We start from the raw sequence: 18,135 nt of genomic DNA on the forward strand, positions 1-18,135 counted from the left end.
GCGATGGCGGCCTGCCAGCCAACCAATCTCTTCCAGATGCACCCAGTCCCCCAGGTAATGTGTGGTGATTTTAGGGGGTATGTTTAATGGTGTTTAACGTTACTTCCTGAAAGCCACAGATCCTTGCGCCGTTGCCTACGACTGCGCCAGAATCCGCCGGCTTGTGTGCTTTGGGCCTGGTCTTTATCGTTTCCGGGTCGCTGAATTCAGCGGCCGGGTTTAGCGACCTGATCAGGTATAAGCGCTACAACGCTCCGTCTTTATTGCAGGCGCATGTCTGCAGTTTCGATATGGTGGCTGTGCGCGGGAGACCCTCGGGTCTGCCGGGTCTTATACCTCTCGGTTCGCTAACCTGCGTACAGCCGCCACCCTTACTTGTTTAGCGACAGGTGCCGGTGGTTCCAACAGGTATAAATGGAGATTCACCATGTTCAAATCCACCCCCAATCCCCCGGAAACCAACGACGTTTCCCCCTACGATCCCCTCGATCCGAAAAAGCTCAACGAAGCCGCCGACCGCGCGCTGGATCACTATCTCAATCCGCTCAAAGCCTCGATCCCTCCACGCAAACCCAGCACCATTTACCTGATCGCCCCAGACATCGACACCGAAACCCTGTTGGCTAACGCCTGCGAATCGCTGGCTTCGGCGAGTGTGATGGCGAGTGATTTCGCAGGCCAGTTGCAAGGCCCGCAACGCAACACGATGCTGGCCCTTCAGCAGATCATCATGCTGGGCGAGCTGGCGGTAAATCGGGCGCTGGATAACGTCGACCCGCAGGCATAAACCCCACCCACAGATCGTTCCCACGCTCTGCGTGGGAATGCCGCCAGGGACGCTCCGCGTTCCGCTCTTGAAGGTGACGCAGAGCGTCACGGGATGCATTACCACGCGGAGCGTGGGAACGATCAATGCACCCCATTCCCCTGTGGGAGCTGGCTTGCCAGCGATGGCGGCCTGACAGCCAACCAATCTCTCCCAGATGTACCCAATCCAACTGTGGGAGCGAGCCTGCTCGCGATGGCGGTGTGTCATTCAGCATTGATGGTGGCTGATACTCCGCCATCGCGAGCAGGCTCGCTCCCACAGGGAAGGTGTGCTGATTCGAGGGTGCTGTTTAATAGTGTTTAACGTTACTTCCTGAAAGCCACAGATCCTTGCGCCGTTGCCTACGACTGCGCCAGAATCCGCCGGCTTGTGCGCTTTGGGCCTGGTCTTTATCGTTTCCGGGTCGCTGAATTCAGCGGCCGGGTTTAGCGACCCGGGCTATCCAAAGTGCATCTATGCTCCAGACTTTTTTGCAGACTTTTGACGTCTGCAATGACGTTATGGTGGCTGTATGCGGGAGACCTTCGGGTCTACCGGGTGCCTTTGACCGGTTCGCTAACCTGCGTACAGCCGCCACCCTTACTTGTTTAGCGACAGGTGCTGGTGGCGCCATTTTCCAAAGGAGATTCACCATGTTCAAATCCACCCCCAATCCCCCGGAAACCAACGACGTTTCCCCCTACGATCCCCTCGATCCGAAAAAACTCAACGAAGCCGCCGACCGCGCGCTGGATCACTATCTCAATCCGCTCAAAGCCTCGATCCCTCCACGCAAACCCAGCACCATTTACTTGATCGCCCCGGACATCGACACCGAAACCCTGTTGGCTAACGCCTGCGAATCGCTGGCTTCAGCCAGTGTCATGGCCAGCGACTTCGCCGGGATGATGGAATGGCCGCATCGCAACACGATGCTGGGTATTCAGCAGGTCATCATGCTGGCTGAGCTGGCAGTGAACCGGGCGCTGGACAGGGTTGATCCGCAGGCATAACTCCCCCCCCCGGCTGATCGTTCCCACGCTCTGCGTGGGAATGCATCCCGTGACGCTCTGCGTCACATTCAAAAGCGGAACGCGGAGCGTCCCTGGCGGCATTCCTTTGCTGCGCGTGGGAACGATCAAACGGCAAAAAAAAACCGCGACCCCTTAACGGATCGCGGTTTTTTTACGCCCTGCGTTTACTGCTGCAACACCGTCGCCCGGTTGTCAGTACCCAGCTGTTGAACCGTCGCCATCTGGGTCATGCCGCTCTGATCGACACTGGCAATGTTCCCCGTACCTCCCTGGGTAACGTAGGCCACGTTCATGGTGTCAGCCTGTTTGACGGTGATCATGTTGTCGCTGCCATACAGCTGCGTGGTGTACGCCTGGTTGCCGCTGCCCGATTGGTCGAACTCGGTGGTGTTGCCTGAGCCGTTGCTGGTGCCCTGGGCCAGGTTGGTGGTGCCGCGCTGGTCGGCGATGAGGATGTTGTCGCTGCCGTTCTGATCGAAGTACAGCTCGTTGTAGTTGTCCGCCTGGCTGACCGTGGTTTTGTTGCCGCTGCCGGTCTGGTTGGTAGTCATGATATGGCCGACACCGTCTTGTTTGAAGCTGGCGACGTTGCCGTAGCCGGCCTGGGTGACGGTCGCGCGTTGGTTGCTGCCGAACTGGCCGCCCAGTTGCGGGCCTTTCCAGTTGCTGGCGTAGACCTTGTTTTCGCTGCCCACGGAAGTGGCGTTGAGCACGTGGCTGTCGCCGCTCTGGTAGGTGAAGTGGACGTTGCCGGTGCCTTGCTGGTACAGCGCGAGGACCGAGCCGACGGAGTCGAACTGGTCGGCGTAGATGGCGTTGACGTCTCCGACTTGCAGGACCTGGGCGTTGTTGTTCTGGCCGAAGCTCTGGTCGACCACGGTTTCGTTGGTATGCCCGTACTGGTTGACGGTGGCTTCGCTGGCGGTTTGTGCGCCTTGCCAGACTTCGGCGGCGTTGTAGTCGCCGAACTGGTTGACGGTAATGGTGCCGCCGTTGCCATCGCGCTGGTCACCATAAGCGTAGTTGCCTTCGCCGGCCTGGTTGAGGTTGATCTGGCCGCCCATGTGGGCGATTTGTTCGGCGGTGGCGTAGTTGGCGGTGCCGTACTGGATGATCATCGCGTTGTTGCCGACGCCCAGTTGAATCTGTTCGATGTTGGCTTCGTTGTTGTCACCGAACTGGAAGGTCTGGCCTTTGGTGGCTTCCTGGCTGTCCTGATAGACGAACGAGAAGTTGCCGCTGCCTTGCTGTTGTTGCAGCGCCTCGTTTCCACCCATGCCAATCGACTGGCTGGCATGGCTGGTGTTGAAGCTGCCGACCTGTTGTTGGGTGATGGTGCTGCCGTCTTCGAACAGTTGCTCGGCGTAGCCGGCGTTGTAGTCGCCGAGCTGATCCTGGGTGATGGTGCCGGTGGCGGTGTCTTGTACCGCGGCGGCATCGTTGCCCTGGCCGAGTTGTTGTTGGGTGGCGGTGCTGTACGGGGCCGCCGTCTGTTTCACATCGGCGATGTTGGCGGTGCCGACCTGAGACTGGTTGGACACGCTGTCGTCGGCCATTGCCTGGGCACTGACAATGACCAGTATGGCGGCGGTGAGGGGCGTCAGTTTGAACATGATGAAACCTCCAAGTGGTGCAGTGCTTTAGCGATATTGTTTGACCGAAACGCTCATGCCGTTCCCTGACTGCGTCACGGCGCTTGAAAGCCCCGTACCGGCCTGGTCGATGCTGGCGTCGTTGTTGTTGCCGTTCTGGGAAATCTGCGCGCGGTTGTGGCTGCCGTTTTGCGTGATGGAGGCGGCGTTGCCACTGCCTTGCTGGGTGATCATGGCCATCAGGTCGCTGCCTTGTTGCAGGATGTAGGCTTCCTGATTGCTGCCCGACTGGACGATGGTGCCGAGCAGCGACTGGCCGTTCTGTTGCAACAGCGCCACGTTGGCCTGGCCGTTCTGGTCGATCAGCGCGTGTTGGCCTAAGGGTGGCGGCAACTCGCCCAGATCGGCGGCGGGCGCCAGGTCGTCGTTGTCCATCAAATCGTCGGCGCGCACGCTGGCACTGCTGCAAAGCAGAAGCAGGCAGAGCAAGGCGGCGGTCGACATTTTCATGGCGTTGTCCTTGGGAAGAGGCCCGCCCCACCCACCGGATCGGCGGGTGGGGCGAGGGCTCAGTTGGCGGTGACCGTCACGGTGCGCACGGTGCCTTGCGACGAGCTAATGGTCGCTGTCGGGTTGGCTGACGGGATCACCGTGGTGGTGTTGTTCACCGTCAACCGCCAGCGTCCAGTCACCGGCACGGTGGTGGTGCCCAGGGTCGCCAGCCCCGTCGGGGTGCTGACCTGCACGGTGATGGTGTTGCCGGTGGTCACCGATGAGGTGCCCGCGAAGTCCCAGGTGAAGCGGTTGTTGGAACGGGCCGACACGGTGGCAGTGGTCACGGTGAAGGTTTCCGCAGCAGGCCTTGGCGAGACTTGTACCGTGACCGTTGCCGGCGTCGACAGGGCGCCGAAGCTGTCCCGGGCGATGTAGGTGAAGGTCGTGGTAAAGGCCGTGGTGACCGTGGCCGGTGGCGTGTAGGTGATCACCGTGCCGTCAGTGCTGACGGTGCCGCGACCTGCTGCCGGTTGAGTCAGGCTGGCGACGCCCAGCGGCACGTTGCCTTCCGGATCGGTGTCGTTGGCCAGCACGTTGATCGGAATCGCCACGCCCAGGGTCGCAACGGCATCGTTGACCGCCACCGGTGGCCGGTTAGGCGCCACGGTGATGGTCACGGTGGCCGGTGTGGTCGAGGCCAGACCTTTGGCGTCTTGAGCCTTGTAGGTGAAGGTGGTTGTCAGTGGCGCATTGACCGCGGCGGGCGGGGTATAGACCACTGCAGTCGTGCCGCTCAATGCCACGGTGCCTTGGCCGGCAGCCGGTTGGGTCAGGGCGGTGATGGTCAATGGCGTGTTGCCGTCGGGGTCACTGTCATTGGCCAGCAGGTTGAGGGTGATCGGCACGCCGAAGCTGGTGCTGCCGGAGTCGGCGACAGAGAGCGGTGCCTGGTTTTCGCCGGTGTCCGGTGCTGTCCCGACGACCACGACTGGCTCGGTATCACTGCCGCCGGCCGCGGATTTGACGGTGACGGTGGCTGGTGGCTGGGTCAGGTCGGCCACGGTGATTTTTTGCAGGGTGCCGGATTTCGACAGGCGTCCGTACCCTTGCGCAACCATGTCCGGCACCGCCACTTCGTCCGTGGAGGTGGCCTCGATCAGCAGGCTGTGATTGCTCCAGTTGTAGCGAGCGGTCTGGATTTTCACCACGTCGGTGAGTTTGCTCGACACCGCCGTAGGCCGGGTAGTGCCAGCCGCGTTGGTGGCGGTCACCACCACGACCGAAGGCACAGGGCCGGTGATCAGGTGATTGCCGAAGAACAACCCATTGTTGTCACCGACCATGGTGGTCTGGCAGGGCGTAGGCGGTGGTCCGGGGACCAGGGCGAGGCTTTCGCGAAAGCACAGGGTCGAGCTGTTGTCGGCATTGCCGAAGACTTCGACCCGAGTGCTGTTGCCGGTGCCGGAGGAGGTTCGGCGATAAGTGGCGCGGTTGACCTCCACATGGGTCTGTGCGCGGTTGTCGAGGACTTTGCCGGATACGGTGAAGAGGTTGGTCTGGATGGTTCCCGCCGGCCCCTGGATGCGCACGAAGTTGGTGTTGTTGGGGCTGCCGGTGACTGCTTCGGTGAGGTTTGGGTCACCGATAAACGTTTCTACCGACCCGCTGTCCGGGTTCACTTCGGTGTAAGGGCCGTTGACGCTGCGCAGGAATGGCCCGATGGCCCCGTTGAGCGCTCCGGTGAAATTGCCAGGGGCACCGATGCCGACATCTTTGGTGATGTTGATCGCACGACGGCCCGGCGTGGTGACGTTGACCGTTTCGACGCCGTACGGGTGGGTAATGGTGTAAGTCCCGGCGGTGGGCACGTTCACCCGGATACGAATCCGCGCGAAGCTTTGCTGATCGCCATCGACAGGAGTGCCCGAGGCGAATGCCGCTTCGACCCCGGCCACGTAGGCGTCCATCCCGTAACCAGCGGCGTTGTTGGGAATGGTGGCGTCGGCCAGGAACCAGAAGCCTTCGTCTGGCCAGTTGTCCGGGAACACCATCGGCAGGGTGTCATCGAAAATGCCCGGGGTCGGCAGCAGGGTGCACATGTAGGCCGGTGGCGTGGCGGCCGGCACCCGCGAGCTCGTGGCGCGCGACTGGCACAGCTCCAGCGACAGCAGATTGTTGTCCTGATACCACATCGGGAATTTCCCGGTGGCGAAGGTGTAAGGGCCGGGGTCGACGGCAGCGAGTTGCGCAAAAGCGCTGCCGGACAGCGATAGAGTCAGTCCCAGGGCGTTGAGCGCCAGGCGTGGCCAGTTGTTCATGATGCCTCCTGATGAGGATCTGGTCATGTGAGCGTTCATGGCAGGATGACCACTTCTTCGGTATCGGTGCCGCCATTGGAGGACGTCACGCGAACCTTGGCCGGTGGAATGGGCGAGATGCCGGTCGACAGGGTTTTCACTGCGCCGTCGCCACTGAGGGCACCGATGGCGGCACCGCTGCCGGACGTGGCGGTGAGCACCGGTGGCGAGGTTTCATCGCTGGTGGAGGCCTCGATCGTGAGTTGCCCGGAGTTGAGGCTGTACTCGGCGCGCTGGATCACCACCAGGTCCGATAACGGTGTCGACAGGGTGGTGGGCGTGCTGGTGGGAATGGCGATGTGGTTGTCGGCGGTCAGTTGCAAGGTGGTTGGCAAGCTCGGGTTCGTCGAAGACTGGGCGTACCAGCTGCCGGTGCCGTTGAGTTCTGTCAGGTTCAACACCGGGTTGTTGCTGGTCAGGGCGACGGTGCCCGGGGGCGGCGGCGCCAGGACGAACACGTCTTGCTGGGCCACTGGCGCACTGTCGCCGGCCTTGCGCGAATAGGTGCTGCGCTGGGTGATCATCGGTGTCGGCCGCACGACCGTGGACAACTTGCCGGAGACGGCGAATACCGTGGTGGTCAGGTCAATCCCGTTGGGGCCTTCGATGCGGATGAAGTTGGTGTTGAACGGGCTGCCGGTCACGGCTTCCGAGAGGTTCGGGTCGCCGATGAATTGCTCCGCGACCCCGGTCACCGGATTGGTCTCGGTATACGGGCCTTTGACACTGCGCAGGAACGGTCCGACGTCCCCCTTGAGGGCGCCGTCGTAGGTTTTCGGCGAGCCGATACCGATGTCGCGGGTCATGTTGATCGCCCGCCGCCCGGGGGTGTCGACGTTGAACACTTCGACGCCGTAAGGGTGGGTGATGACGTAAGTGCCGGCCGTGGGCACATCGACGCGGAGGCGGATCCGGGCGAAGCTGATCTGATCGCCTTCCGCAGGTTCGCCACCGCTGAACGCGGCTTCGACACCGCTGACGTAGGTCAGGTTGATGCCCCTGGCCGCATCGACGATGGCGCCATCGGCGGTAAACCAGAAGGCCTCGTCAGGGAAGTTGGTGGGAAAGACTAAAGGTTTGGTGTCGTCGTATATGCCGGGTGTCGGCAGCAGGGTGCACATGTACGTCGGGGCGCCAGGAGCACTTGGCACGCGCGAACTGACCGCCTTGGACAAACACAGGTCTAGGGTTCGACCATGGGTGTCCTGATACCAGCCGGCAAAGGAGCCGATGGCGGGTTGATAGGGGCCGGGATCGACCGCAAACAGCGCTGCCTGGGCAATGCCTTGGGCAAGCGCGCTGACGACCAGGGCGGCCGCCGATTTGGACAGTAAAGGGTGCATGAGTATTCCCTCTATCAGATTGCCTGCCCCGTGGGGATGGGGCAGTTCGCAGGGCTTCGGCAACTTCCATACCAATCTTTCAAAACCATCGGCAGAAGCCCGCAGTGAAGGCGTGCGGCGTGCAATCGGCTCGACCGGGCCGAGCGCGCGAGCGGGCGACTGTCCCCATCATTGGGGGTAGATAGGGGTAGTGGGGCACTCGGGGAATCGGTGGGGGTACATAACCCGAAGTCGGGCAAATGCCGGACAGTGGGCTATAAACCTATAGGGAGTTTCGGGGAACGACGTCCATGAATATCCAGACCAGAGCCCTTCAGCAAGAAGAGGCCGATATCCGCCTGAGCTCGCGCAAACAGCCGTTCAATCTGCTGCGCTGGTTTTCGCTGATCAGCATGGCCGTGATCGGTACGGTGGCCGTGGCGCTGGGGGCGGTGTCCACGCGTTTCGTGATCACCGAAAGCGTGCAGCGCGATGCGTTGCTTACCTCGCAATTCATCCAGGCGATTGCCTCGGCCGAGGTTCGCCATGTTGCCATCCCCAACGTGCGGACCATGGGCGAGTTGCTGGACCCGCGCAAAGACAAAGACTTTGTCGACGTCGATCCCTTGGCCCGTGCCAGCGCCCGAGGCGAATTCCTCGATCATGTCGAGCACTTGCCGGATGTGATCCTGGCCAACATTTATGCACCTGACCGCATGGTGATCTGGTCCACCAATCCGGAACTGATGGGCACTACGATCCATGCCGATGAAGACCTCGACCAGGCGTTCTCTTCCAGGATGCCGGTGTCCGCCAGTTACCACAACGTGGACAGGGGACGCATGGAGCAGAAGTTCGTAACGCCCCCGGATTACATCTTTATTGAAAACTACATACCGCTGTTCGATGCCGACCATGAAAACGTCACGGCGATGGTCGAGATCTACAAGGAACCCAAAGACCTGATCGACCGCATGGAGCGCGGCCTGGCGCTTATCTGGCTGGCCACGGCGCTGGGCGGGGGACTGATTTATTTTGGGTTGTACTGGATCGTGCGGCGGGCGGCGATCCTGTTGGCGACGCAACAAAAACAACTGATCACCAACGAAACGTTTGTGGCCCTGGGGGAGATGTCATCGGCGGTCGCCCATAGCCTGCGCAACCCGTTGGCGACCATTCGCTCCAGCGCCGAGCTGGCCCTGGAATTCGACAGTGGTGCGGCCCACAAGAACATCAACGACATCATCGGTCAGGTGGATCGAATGTCGAAGTGGGTTCGCGAATTGCTGCAGTCCTTGCGACCCCTTAATGATGAACCTGAGCCGGTGAACCTGGTGGCGGCTTTGCATGACAGCCTTATGGCCTTCGAGCATCAGATTGCCAAGGCCGGGGTTCACGTGGTGTTTGAGCCGAAGGAAACGCCGATGGTGCTGAGCCAGCAGGTGCAGCTCACGCAGATCCTCAACAGCCTGCTGGCCAATGCCGTGGAAGCGATGGACAGGGGCGGCACGCTGACCATCACGCTGGAACCGGCCGATGCCAAGGGGATTGGCGTGGTGGTGAGCGACACCGGCAAAGGCATGAACGAAGAACAGCGCAGCATGGCGTTCCGGCCTTTCTTCACCACCAAGCAAGGCGGGCTCGGTGTCGGGCTGGTCCTGGTGAAGCGGATCATGGAGCGTTTTGGTGGCGCGGTGAAACTCGAGAGCCGCGAAGGCGAGGGTACCCGTGTCCGTCTGTCGTTCAAGCGCATTCCCTGAACCTGGGTATGAACTTTCCCCGTTAGCGGGTGTCTGGCCCCAGTCGTTTTCCCCGGTCATGGCACATTGATGTTGATAAGCCATTGTTTTGTAGCATGTTAATGCTTTCGTATAAACCTGTTACAAATATGGCCGGCTCTTTGCAAAACCACCATCACCCCCTTCATGACTTCGAGGCGGCTGGTGATGGACAGAAAAGCGCGGTACCCCTTCAAATGGTTTGGCCTGATGGCGCCCTTGAGCGTCATTCTCACAATGACTCTGGGCACAGCGACACTGCGCGCGAGCCCTATCGATGACGAGCGACAGCCAGAACCTTCCGACCCCTCGGCTTACCAAGACGAACCGGCTGACGAACCGGCCGCCCTGAACGCCATTTTGAGCATGCCGGAGGCCAACTTGGATTCCTTCGATTTGCCCAATGGCGTCAAAGGCACTCGGGACGAGACTCGCAAGGAAAACGTCCTGCCGCCGCCGGTGCAGACCAGTTTCAATTACCCCACCAATGGCAAGCCGAGCCCGTTGTTCGGTGCCCAGCCGTTCACTCAGCAGCTGGTGCTGTTCGAAGAGTTCGGTCCGGAAAAACTCGACCCGACCACACCGGCGGCACCCTTGGGGTTTCCACCGGCAGCGGTTGGTCCGTTGCCCCAGCAAGACCCCAACAACGCGGCTCGCAGTGCGCCACCGAGCGCAGCGCTGGATGCGTTCTTGCGGCAACCGGGGCTGACCCCGTTCCCCAGCCAGTATTCGAACGTGGTGGACCGCAACCCCTGGCAGGCGCAGATCGAGATGTTCCTCAACCGCCGTATCGGCTCCTCGGCCGAAGGTCGTCCACCAGGAAAAGGCTGGTCGCATCAGCGCTGGAACGAGTTCTACCCGCAAGTGGCTTACAAAACCGTGCAAACCGGGGCGAGGCTCAACAGCGGTTGGCGTGACAGCCACCAAATGCACGGTTATGCCGTGGGCGAATTCGGCCCCGGTGGCCTCTATCACAACGTGGCGGGCGTACCGGCAACCAATGGCACCTCCAAAGGCGTCGACCCGCGTTTCCACCCGAGCATGCCGGTGCAGAACCACAACTCGGTGTGGACCTTCGACGGTACCTTGCCGCCAAAACTGCTGATGGTGCGGTACGGTCAGCCGGTCCTGATGCGTCATTACAACGGCTTGCCGATCGACCCGTCGGCCAACATGGGCTTTGGTCTGCACACCATCACCACCCATGAACACAACGGCCACGCACCGGCGGAAAGCGATGGCTATGCCAACGCGTTTTTCTTCCCCGGGCAGTATTACGATTATCGCTGGCCGATCCAGTTGGCCGGTTACGACAGCATCAACACCGATGCCCATGATCCGCGCGCGGCGTTCCCTTGCGCACCGGGTGAAACCCTGTGGACCAACGACGTGAGCCCTAGCCGCAAGACCTGCGATCACGGCACGATCAAGATCCGTGGCGACTGGCGCGAAACCATGAGCACTCACTGGTTCCACGACCACATGCTCGATTTCACCGCGCAGAACGTCTACAAGGGCAACGCGGCGATGATGAACTACTACAGCGCCCTGGACCGTGGCAACGAATCGGTGAACGACGGCGTCAACCTGCGTTTCCCCAGCGGCAGCGCCTTGCCGTGGGGCAACCGCGACTACGACGTCAACCTGGTGTTCGCCGACAAGGCCTGGGATCAGAACGGTCAGTTGTGGTTCAACCCCTTCAACACCGACGGCTTCCTCGGTGACCAGGTGCTGGTCAACTGGCAATGGAAACCGACCCTGGACGTGCGCGCCCGCAGCTATCGGTTCCGCATCCTCAATGGTTCGGTCTCGCGTTACTTCAAGTTCGCGATAGTGCGTGAGGTCAAGGGCACCAGCGGCGAGTTCCAGGGGCCGAAAAACTCGGGCGTTTCCTATAGCCGCGTGCCGTTCCACATGATTGCCAACGACGGCAACATCATGGAACACAGCGTGCCGTTCGACGGCACGATGGACCTCGATGCCGATGGCGATAAACAGAACCACAACGCGATCCTGCCAACCCAGGGCATCGCCGAGCGCTTCGACATCATCGTCAACTTCGCGAAAAACGGCATCAAGCCAGGCGACAAACTGTTCGTGGTCAACCTGCTGGCCCACGACGACGGCAAAGGCCCGAAAGAACCGATCCCGTTGGGTGATGTGCTGTCGGAAAAATACCTGGCGGTGATCAAGCAAGGCAGCAAAGGTCCGCAGTGGGACAGGGGCGACCCGGGCGTGGGCAAGGTCTTGCAGCTCAACGTCAAGGCCTACACCGGTCAGGACCTGGCCATGGACCCTGCGGCGTACGAACCGGCCAAACCGGGTAAAGCCGAAGGTCTGGTGATGATTCCGCTGAAGATCCATCGCGATAATCCCGCCGACAAGGCTCTGCTGGCCAACGCTCGTCACCGCACCTTCACCTTCGGCCGTTCCGACGGCACCGATGAGGCGCCGTGGACAGTCAAGACCGATGGCGGCTTCGGCTTCCACATGGACCCACGGCGCTTGAACGCGGCGACCCACTTGGCGAGCGGTCCGACCGATGCCGGGGCATCAGGGTTCGGCACCCTGGAGGTGTGGAACATCAGACTCGGCGGCAGTGGCTGGAGCCATCCGGTGCATGTGCACTTCGAGGAGGGGATCATTCTCAGTCGCGGCGGCAAGGCGCCACCGGAATGGGAAAAATGGGCCCGCAAAGACGTGTATCGCATCGGTTCGGAAAAGGATGGGCTGGACAACGTCGAGATGGCGATCAACTTCCGCGAGTTTGCCGGGACCTACATGGAGCACTGTCACAACACCCAGCATGAGGACAACTCGATGCTGCTGCGCTGGGACATTGAGAAACCCGGGCAATTCCAGTTGATGCCGACACCGTTGCCGAGCTGGGATGGCGTGCGCTACGTGAACTCCGCCGCGCTGCCAACCTTCCGCACTGGCGATGGCCTGGGCCCTAAAGTGGTGGTCAAGCCATGAACCGGGAGCGCGTCGAAAGGACTGTGCATACGCCGCGCTCCCGCTTCCAGGGCTTGCACCTGATGTTGCTGCTGATCACCTGCCTGCTGGCCAGTCAGGTGCTCACAGCCCATGAAGGAGCCTTGTCGCCGACGGAGTCGGCGACACCCTGGGGCGGCGACTATTTCCCCAACACCCTGCTGACCGATCAGGACGGTCGGCAGGTGCGTTTTTTCGATGACCTGATCAAGGACAAAGTGGTGGTGATCAATTTCATTTTCACTTCGTGCAGCGACTCTTGCCCACTGGAAACCGCGCGCCTGCGTCAGGTGCAAAAGTTGCTCGGGGACCGGGTCGGCCAGGACATCTTTTTCTACTCCATCAGCATTGATCCCCTCAGCGACACGCCCGAGGTGCTCAAGGCTTATGCACAACGCTTCAAGGTCGGACCCGGCTGGAAGTTTCTGACGGGTGAATTTGCCGACGTCACTGACCTGCGAAAAAAACTCGGGCTGTTCATCGAAGGTGTCGACAATGGACGCAACAAGGACCACAACCTGAGCCTGATCGTTGGTAACCAGAGTACGGGCCGCTGGATGAAAGCCTCGCCTTTCGAGAACCCGTGGATCCTCGCGGACCAGTTGGCCAACACGTTGCAGAACTGGAAGAAAGCCAGCGTTGAAGAAAGTTACGCCAACGCGCCTGAAATCCGCCCGCCGAGCAATGGCGAAGAACTGTTCCGTACCCGCTGCGCGTCGTGCCATAGCCTGGGTCCGATGGACGGGCAGGGGATCGGCATGCGCAGTATCGGCCCTGACCTGATCGGCGTGACGCGCCAACGTGACCCGGCCTGGCTCAGTCGATGGATTCGTGAACCAGACAAGATGCTGGCGGAAAAAGACCCGATTGCGGTGGAGTTGTTTGAACGTTTCGACAAAATCCCGATGCCCAACCTGCGTCTGGATGAGAACGCCGCGCAGTCAATCATGGGTTTTTTACAGGAAGAAACCGAGCGCCAGAAACCGATGGAAGCGGCGCAGGCGCAATAGCGGCGAAATACTATCAGTGAGGCCGTCCGGCGCGATCAATGCCACCTACACTGATCGGTGAAACGGCTGAAAAGGCGCGATGCATGCCTCAGGACATTCCCATGCAGAACCAGGAATCACCCAAAACAACGGTACCGCAGGTGTCTGCAGCAGACGCCCCGGCCCGTAACGGACAGTTCAATCTGCTGCGCTGGTTTTCCTTGGGCAGCTTTCTCATCATCGCGGCTGTCGCGTTGGGGTTGGGCTATGTCTCTACGCGTTTTGTCGTCGATGAAAGCGTCGAACGTGATTCCATGCTCACTGCGCAGTTCATCCAGGCCATCGGTGATGGAGAAATTCGCCATGCCGGCATCACCCCGGAAAGAACCATGGGTGAAATGCTCGATCCACGCGATGAAAACGCCTATCCCGACGTCAATCCGGGTGCCCGTGCCGCGGCCCGCACAGAGTTTCTCGATCATGTCGAAAACCTGCCGGACACGCTGTTGGCGGTGGTGTATGCGCTGGATCGCACCGTGGTCTGGTCGACCAACCCGCAAATGATCGGCATGCGGGTCGAAGGTGATGAGGAACTGGACGAGTCCTTTGAAATGAAGGAACTCGTGTCCACCAGCTACCACAAGATCGACGATGAGCGTCCCGAACAGATGCTGCTGCGCGAGCCCAAGTACCTGTTCATCGAGAATTACATTCCGATGTTCAATGCCGACAAAAGCAAAGTCATCGCCATGGTGGAGATCTACAAGGAACCGGCGGACCTGGTCGAACGCATCCAGCGCGGTTTCAAAGCCATCTGGCTGGCGACCGCGCTGGGTGGCCTGGTCATCTACCTTGGGCTGTTCTGGATTGTGCGGCGCGCCTCGATGCTGCTGCAAAGCCAGCAGAAACAATTGATCACTAACGAGACGTTTGTCGCTTTGGGGGAAATGTCATCGGCGGTCGCTCACAGCTTGCGCAATCCGCTGGCGAATATTCGCTCCAGTGCCGAACTGGCCCAGGAAATCGCCAGCGATGGGGCACAAAGGAACATTGGCGACATCATCAATCAGGTCGACCGCATGTCGCGCTGGGTCCGGGAGTTGCTGGTGTCGTTGCGGCCCATGAACGACGACTACGAGACCGTGGACCTGGTACTGGCCATCGACGACACCCTGAGCGCGTTCGATGCACTGATCAAACGTTCGAACGTGCAAGTGCACTTCACACCGCAAGCTTGCCCACCGGTCGTCAGCCAACAGGTGCTGCTCACGCAAATTCTCAATAGCCTGTTCGCCAACGCACTGGAGGCCATGCCCAAGGGCGGCCTGCTCAGTATCGACATAGAACAACCGTACCCCGGGCAGGTACGGATGACGTTGAGCGATACCGGCAAAGGCATGAGCAAACAGCAGCAGCAAATGGTCTTCAAGCCATTTTTTACCACCAAACAGGGAGGGTTGGGCGTTGGCCTGGCCCTCGTCAAACGAATAATGGAACGTTTCCAAGGCTCGGTTGAATTGACCAGCCAGGAGCAGGAAGGAACCCGCGTCTGTCTCAATTTTAAAGTGGCAACGGGAGGGGACTATGGAGCACAGCATACTGCTGGTCGAGGATGATGAACTCCTGGCCGAGAATATTCAGACCTACCTGGAGCGCAAAGACTTCGAGGTGACGGTCTGCCACTCGGCTGAAGAGGCGTTGGAGCAATTGGGCACGTTTGCTCCAGATGTGGTGTTGACTGATAACTCGCTGCCGGGCATGAGCGGTCATGACCTGATCCAGAAGCTGCGCATCAGCGCGCCGGATCTGAAAGTGATCATGATGACTGGCTACGGCAATGTCGAAGACGCCGTGGTGGCGATGAAAGAGGGCGCGTTTCATTACGTCACCAAACCGGTGGCCTTGCCAGAGCTCAAGCTGCTGCTGGACAAGGCTCTGGCCACCGATCGCATGGAGCGCACGCTGTCGTTTTATCAGGAGCGCGAGGCGCAGAAGTCAGGCGTGCAGGCACTGATCGGTGAGTCGGCACCGATGCACTATTTGAAAAATACTATCGCCCAGTTGCTCGACGCCGAACGGCGCATGGCCAACACCGACCTGCCGCCAGTGCTGGTGGAAGGTGAAACCGGTACGGGCAAGGAGCTGGTGGCCCGGGCACTGCACTTCGACGGTCCGCGCAGTAAAGGCCCGTTCATTGAGTTCAACTGCGCCTCGATTCCTTCCAATCTGGTGGAATCGGAACTGTTCGGCCACGAGAAGGGCGCCTTCACCGATGCCAAGGACCGCCGTGTCGGTCTGGTCGAAGCGGCTGACGGCGGCACGCTGTTTCTCGACGAAGTCGGGGAAATGGACCTGCTGCTGCAAGCCAAACTGCTCAAGCTGCTGGAAGACCGGACCATTCGCCGGGTCGGCTCGGTCAAGGAGCGCAAGGTCGATCTGCGGGTGATCAGCGCCACCAACTGCAACCTCGAGCAAATGGTTCAACAGGGCAAGTTCCGGCGTGACCTGTTTTTCCGCCTGAGGATCATTTCGATCAAGGTTCCGCGCCTGTATGCCCGTGGCGAAGACATTTTGCTGCTGGCTCGACATTTCCTGGGGACCCACGGCAAACGCTATGGCAAGCCGAACCTGCATTTCAGCGATCAGGCTGAACAACTGCTGCTCAGCTACAGCTGGCCGGGCAACGTGCGTGAGCTGCGCAACATGCTGGAGCAAACCGTGCTGCTGGCGCAGAGCGATACGATTGCGGCCCATCAGCTCAATGTGTGCCTGAGCCTGGTGGATGATCCGATCGTGCTGCAAGAACCCCAACACCATGAGTCGCGTCCGATGTACAGCGCCAACGAGTCGATGAACCTGCCGGAAGTCGAGCGCGACATGGTGCGCAAGATGCTCGACAAGACCGACTGGAACGTCACCAAGTCGGCACGGTTGCTGGGCCTGAGCCGCGACATGTTGCGCTACCGGATCGAAAAACTCGGCCTCGCTCGCCCGGACAAACGCCAGTGGTGAATCACTGCATAATTGGTCCTTGGCGGCTGAGGCACTCGAGCAGACACGAGGGGTCGGGGACTTCTTCGTTCACGTAGACGCCGTGTTCGGCGTCGTAGGAACGGATGAAGACCCGGACGGAGGCGTCCGCGACGGTCGGTAATCGGGAGTCGTGGAAGTCATGCTGGCTGGCAATCGGGATGAAATTCCCAGGGGCCGTCGAGATGTAGGAACCCGGCGGCACAATGCTCATGGACGGCGGCACCGGGTGAGCGAAGGGCTGGTCGGCCCCGTAATAATTGAACTCACTGCTGTAGTCGGTGGTGGGTGTCAGGCTGTCGTCCGCCTGGGCGCCAGTGATGGCGGTCAGGCTGAGGGCGATCAATAGCGGCAGATCTGTTTTTTTCATGGCAACACCTGTGAAGTCGGCTGTCCCGCACATCCCCAAGGCCATTAACTATAGCTGCCGTACAGGCACGCGTCCGCGATGCCCGGGTTACAACATTCCAACAAACGCCAAATGGGCTTTTTCGAAGGCCTGACCTAGACTCGTGCCGGTCAATCAAGACCGAATGAGGACGCGCGCAAATGGACATGCCGACCAACGAAAAAGCCATCGCCAGCAACCGCGATGCCTGGAACGACTCCGCCCGACACCACAAGAACACCCCCGAATGGCAGGCGCTTTTGATCGCCGTGGGGCAGGGGGATTTCTCCTGCCTGGATGCAACGTTGACGGGTGTGCTGGAACAGGTGGGCGTCGACTGCAAGGCTGTGGTGCAACTGGGTTGCAACAACGGGCGCGAAAGCCTCTCGCTGTTTGCCCTGGGCGCCCGCAGTGTGGTGGGCATTGATCAGTCTGAAGCGTTTCTCGCTCAGGCGCGGGAACTGGCGTCCCGCTCGCCCCATGAACCGAAATTCATCGAGGCAGACATTCATCACCTGCCCACTGAGCTTCACGACCGGTTCGACAGGGCATTGATCACCATCGGCGTGCTGAACTGGATGCCGGACATGGCGCAGTTTTTCCGCCATGTCGCATGCACCCTCAAGCCCGGCGGCGCGCTGGTGGTGTACGAAACCCATCCGTTCCTGGAAATGTTCGACCCGGAATCAGAGGACCCCTATCGCCTGGACAGCTCGTACTTTCGCAACGAACCGTTCGTGCAGAACCAGCCGATCGTCTACGAAGGCAAAGTCGACCAGCCGGCCGCTTCGTCCTACTGGTTCGTCCACACCCTGGGCACGATCCTCACCGGCGCCATCGAGGCGGGGCTGCAGATCAGCCACCTCAAGGAATACCCGCATTCCAACCGAGAAGAACTCTACGACCGGTATGAACAGCAGAAAGCGCAGCTGCCATTGTGCTTTACGATGGTGGCGGTGAAGCGCGAGTAAATGTGTTGCACCAACTGACCCCTTCGCGGGCAAGCCCGCTCCCACAGTTGATCTTTGTCGAACACAAATGCGGTGTTCACTGAAGCTCCCTTGTGGGAGCTAGCCTGCTGGCGATAGCGATTTACCAGTCACCGCAATGCTGAATGTGCCACCGCTATCGCGAGCAGGCTCGCTCCCACATTTGTTCGTCGTCGAACACAAATGCGGTGTTCACTGCGGATCCCTTGTGGGAGCTAGCCTGCTGGCGATAGCGATTGATCAGTCACCGCAATGCTGAATGTGCCACCGCTATCGCGAGCAAGCTCGCTCCCACAGTTGATCGTTGTCGAACACAAATGCGGTGTTCACTGAAGATCCCTTGTGGGAGCGGGCTTGCT

Annotated in this window: 13 protein-coding genes; 8 read left to right on the forward strand and 5 right to left on the reverse strand. The window is 60.3% G+C overall.

The window, feature by feature from the left end; all coding sequences use genetic code 11:
• Positions 1-427: 427 nt before the first annotated feature.
• The gene (locus tag QRN31_RS30915) at positions 428-787 is read left to right on the forward strand and encodes a DUF6124 family protein (RefSeq protein WP_285436682.1); all 360 of its coding nucleotides are present in this window, start codon (positions 428-430) and stop codon (positions 785-787) included.
• A gap of 674 nt (positions 788-1,461) precedes the next feature.
• Entirely contained in the window at positions 1,462-1,821 is a 360-nt protein-coding gene (locus QRN31_RS30920; RefSeq protein WP_285436684.1) for a DUF6124 family protein, read from the forward strand.
• A gap of 185 nt (positions 1,822-2,006) precedes the next feature.
• On the opposite strand, the gene QRN31_RS30925 is transcribed toward QRN31_RS30920, so the two are convergent.
• The 4 genes from QRN31_RS30925 to QRN31_RS30940 are packed head-to-tail and all read right to left on the reverse strand — an operon-like array spanning position 2,007 to position 7,629.
• Complete coding sequence (locus QRN31_RS30925) at positions 2,007-3,455, reverse strand: curlin (RefSeq protein WP_285436686.1); 1,449 nt, start codon at positions 3,453-3,455, stop codon at positions 2,007-2,009.
• Between the two features lie 27 nt (positions 3,456-3,482).
• Positions 3,483-3,944, reverse strand: coding sequence for a curlin (locus QRN31_RS30930; RefSeq protein WP_285436688.1), 462 nt, complete (start codon positions 3,942-3,944; stop codon positions 3,483-3,485).
• Positions 3,945-4,003: 59 nt separating this feature from the next.
• Positions 4,004-6,247 carry an Ig-like domain-containing protein gene (locus QRN31_RS30935; protein WP_285436690.1) on the reverse strand — a complete coding sequence of 748 codons (2,244 nt, stop codon included), beginning with the start codon at positions 6,245-6,247 and terminating at the stop codon, positions 4,004-4,006.
• Positions 6,248-6,282: 35 nt separating this feature from the next.
• Positions 6,283-7,629 (reverse strand): hypothetical protein, encoded by a 1,347-nt coding sequence (locus QRN31_RS30940; RefSeq protein WP_285436692.1) that lies wholly within the window; start codon positions 7,627-7,629, stop codon positions 6,283-6,285.
• A gap of 290 nt (positions 7,630-7,919) precedes the next feature.
• Between QRN31_RS30940 and QRN31_RS30945 the strand changes: the two genes are divergently transcribed.
• The 5 genes from QRN31_RS30945 to QRN31_RS30965 all read left to right on the forward strand — a co-directional run bounded on the left by QRN31_RS30945 (position 7,920) and on the right by QRN31_RS30965 (position 16,381).
• A complete protein-coding gene (locus QRN31_RS30945; protein WP_285436694.1) occupies positions 7,920-9,368 on the forward strand; it encodes a sensor histidine kinase in 1,449 nt (482 codons plus the stop codon).
• A gap of 186 nt (positions 9,369-9,554) precedes the next feature.
• Positions 9,555-12,362 (forward strand): multicopper oxidase domain-containing protein, encoded by a 2,808-nt coding sequence (locus QRN31_RS30950; RefSeq protein ID WP_285436695.1) that lies wholly within the window; start codon positions 9,555-9,557, stop codon positions 12,360-12,362.
• Positions 12,359-13,390: an SCO family protein gene (locus QRN31_RS30955; RefSeq protein WP_285436697.1), complete on the forward strand. Its 1,032-nt coding sequence runs from the start codon at positions 12,359-12,361 to the stop codon at positions 13,388-13,390. The genes QRN31_RS30950 and QRN31_RS30955 overlap by 4 nt, the downstream gene beginning before the upstream one ends.
• 101 nt (positions 13,391-13,491) lie before the next feature.
• The gene (locus tag QRN31_RS30960; protein ID WP_285436706.1) at positions 13,492-14,985 is read left to right on the forward strand and encodes a sensor histidine kinase; all 1,494 of its coding nucleotides are present in this window, start codon (positions 13,492-13,494) and stop codon (positions 14,983-14,985) included.
• Positions 14,954-16,381, forward strand: a complete 1,428-nt coding sequence (locus tag QRN31_RS30965) for a sigma-54-dependent transcriptional regulator (protein ID WP_285436699.1) — start codon at positions 14,954-14,956, stop codon at positions 16,379-16,381. The genes QRN31_RS30960 and QRN31_RS30965 overlap by 32 nt, the downstream gene beginning before the upstream one ends.
• 1 nt (position 16,382) lies before the next feature.
• Here QRN31_RS30965 and QRN31_RS30970 read toward each other — a convergent pair whose 3' ends face one another.
• Positions 16,383-16,769 carry a hypothetical protein gene (locus QRN31_RS30970; RefSeq protein WP_285436701.1) on the reverse strand — a complete coding sequence of 129 codons (387 nt, stop codon included), beginning with the start codon at positions 16,767-16,769 and terminating at the stop codon, positions 16,383-16,385.
• 179 nt (positions 16,770-16,948) lie between these two features.
• Here QRN31_RS30970 and QRN31_RS30975 point away from each other — a divergent pair, with 179 nt between their 5' ends.
• Complete coding sequence (locus tag QRN31_RS30975; protein ID WP_285436703.1) at positions 16,949-17,758, forward strand: class I SAM-dependent methyltransferase; 810 nt, start codon at positions 16,949-16,951, stop codon at positions 17,756-17,758.
• Positions 17,759-18,135 lie beyond the last annotated feature (377 nt).

Origin of the sequence: Pseudomonas sp. fls2-241-R2A-110 (assembly GCF_030209165.1) — a bacterium.
Taxonomy (GTDB): domain Bacteria; phylum Pseudomonadota; class Gammaproteobacteria; order Pseudomonadales; family Pseudomonadaceae; genus Aquipseudomonas.

Bases quoted from the DNA above. Each gene is read 5' to 3' on its own strand.
- QRN31_RS30945 (WP_285436694.1), top strand. From the start codon at position 7,920: ATGAATATCCAGACCAGAGCCCTTCAGCAAGAAGAGGCCGATATCCGC.
- QRN31_RS30935 (WP_285436690.1), bottom strand. From the start codon at position 6,247: ATGAACAACTGGCCACGCCTGGCGCTCAACGCCCTGGGACTGACTCTA.
- QRN31_RS30940 (WP_285436692.1), bottom strand. From the start codon at position 7,629: ATGCACCCTTTACTGTCCAAATCGGCGGCCGCCCTGGTCGTCAGCGCG.
- QRN31_RS30915 (WP_285436682.1), top strand. From the start codon at position 428: ATGTTCAAATCCACCCCCAATCCCCCGGAAACCAACGACGTTTCCCCC.
- QRN31_RS30920 (WP_285436684.1), top strand. From the start codon at position 1,462: ATGTTCAAATCCACCCCCAATCCCCCGGAAACCAACGACGTTTCCCCC.
- QRN31_RS30970 (WP_285436701.1), bottom strand. From the start codon at position 16,769: ATGAAAAAAACAGATCTGCCGCTATTGATCGCCCTCAGCCTGACCGCC.
- QRN31_RS30925 (WP_285436686.1), bottom strand. From the start codon at position 3,455: ATGTTCAAACTGACGCCCCTCACCGCCGCCATACTGGTCATTGTCAGT.
- QRN31_RS30965 (WP_285436699.1), top strand. From the start codon at position 14,954: ATGGAGCACAGCATACTGCTGGTCGAGGATGATGAACTCCTGGCCGAG.
- QRN31_RS30950 (WP_285436695.1), top strand. From the start codon at position 9,555: ATGGACAGAAAAGCGCGGTACCCCTTCAAATGGTTTGGCCTGATGGCG.
- QRN31_RS30975 (WP_285436703.1), top strand. From the start codon at position 16,949: ATGGACATGCCGACCAACGAAAAAGCCATCGCCAGCAACCGCGATGCC.
- QRN31_RS30930 (WP_285436688.1), bottom strand. From the start codon at position 3,944: ATGAAAATGTCGACCGCCGCCTTGCTCTGCCTGCTTCTGCTTTGCAGC.
- QRN31_RS30955 (WP_285436697.1), top strand. From the start codon at position 12,359: ATGAACCGGGAGCGCGTCGAAAGGACTGTGCATACGCCGCGCTCCCGC.
- QRN31_RS30960 (WP_285436706.1), top strand. From the start codon at position 13,492: ATGCAGAACCAGGAATCACCCAAAACAACGGTACCGCAGGTGTCTGCA.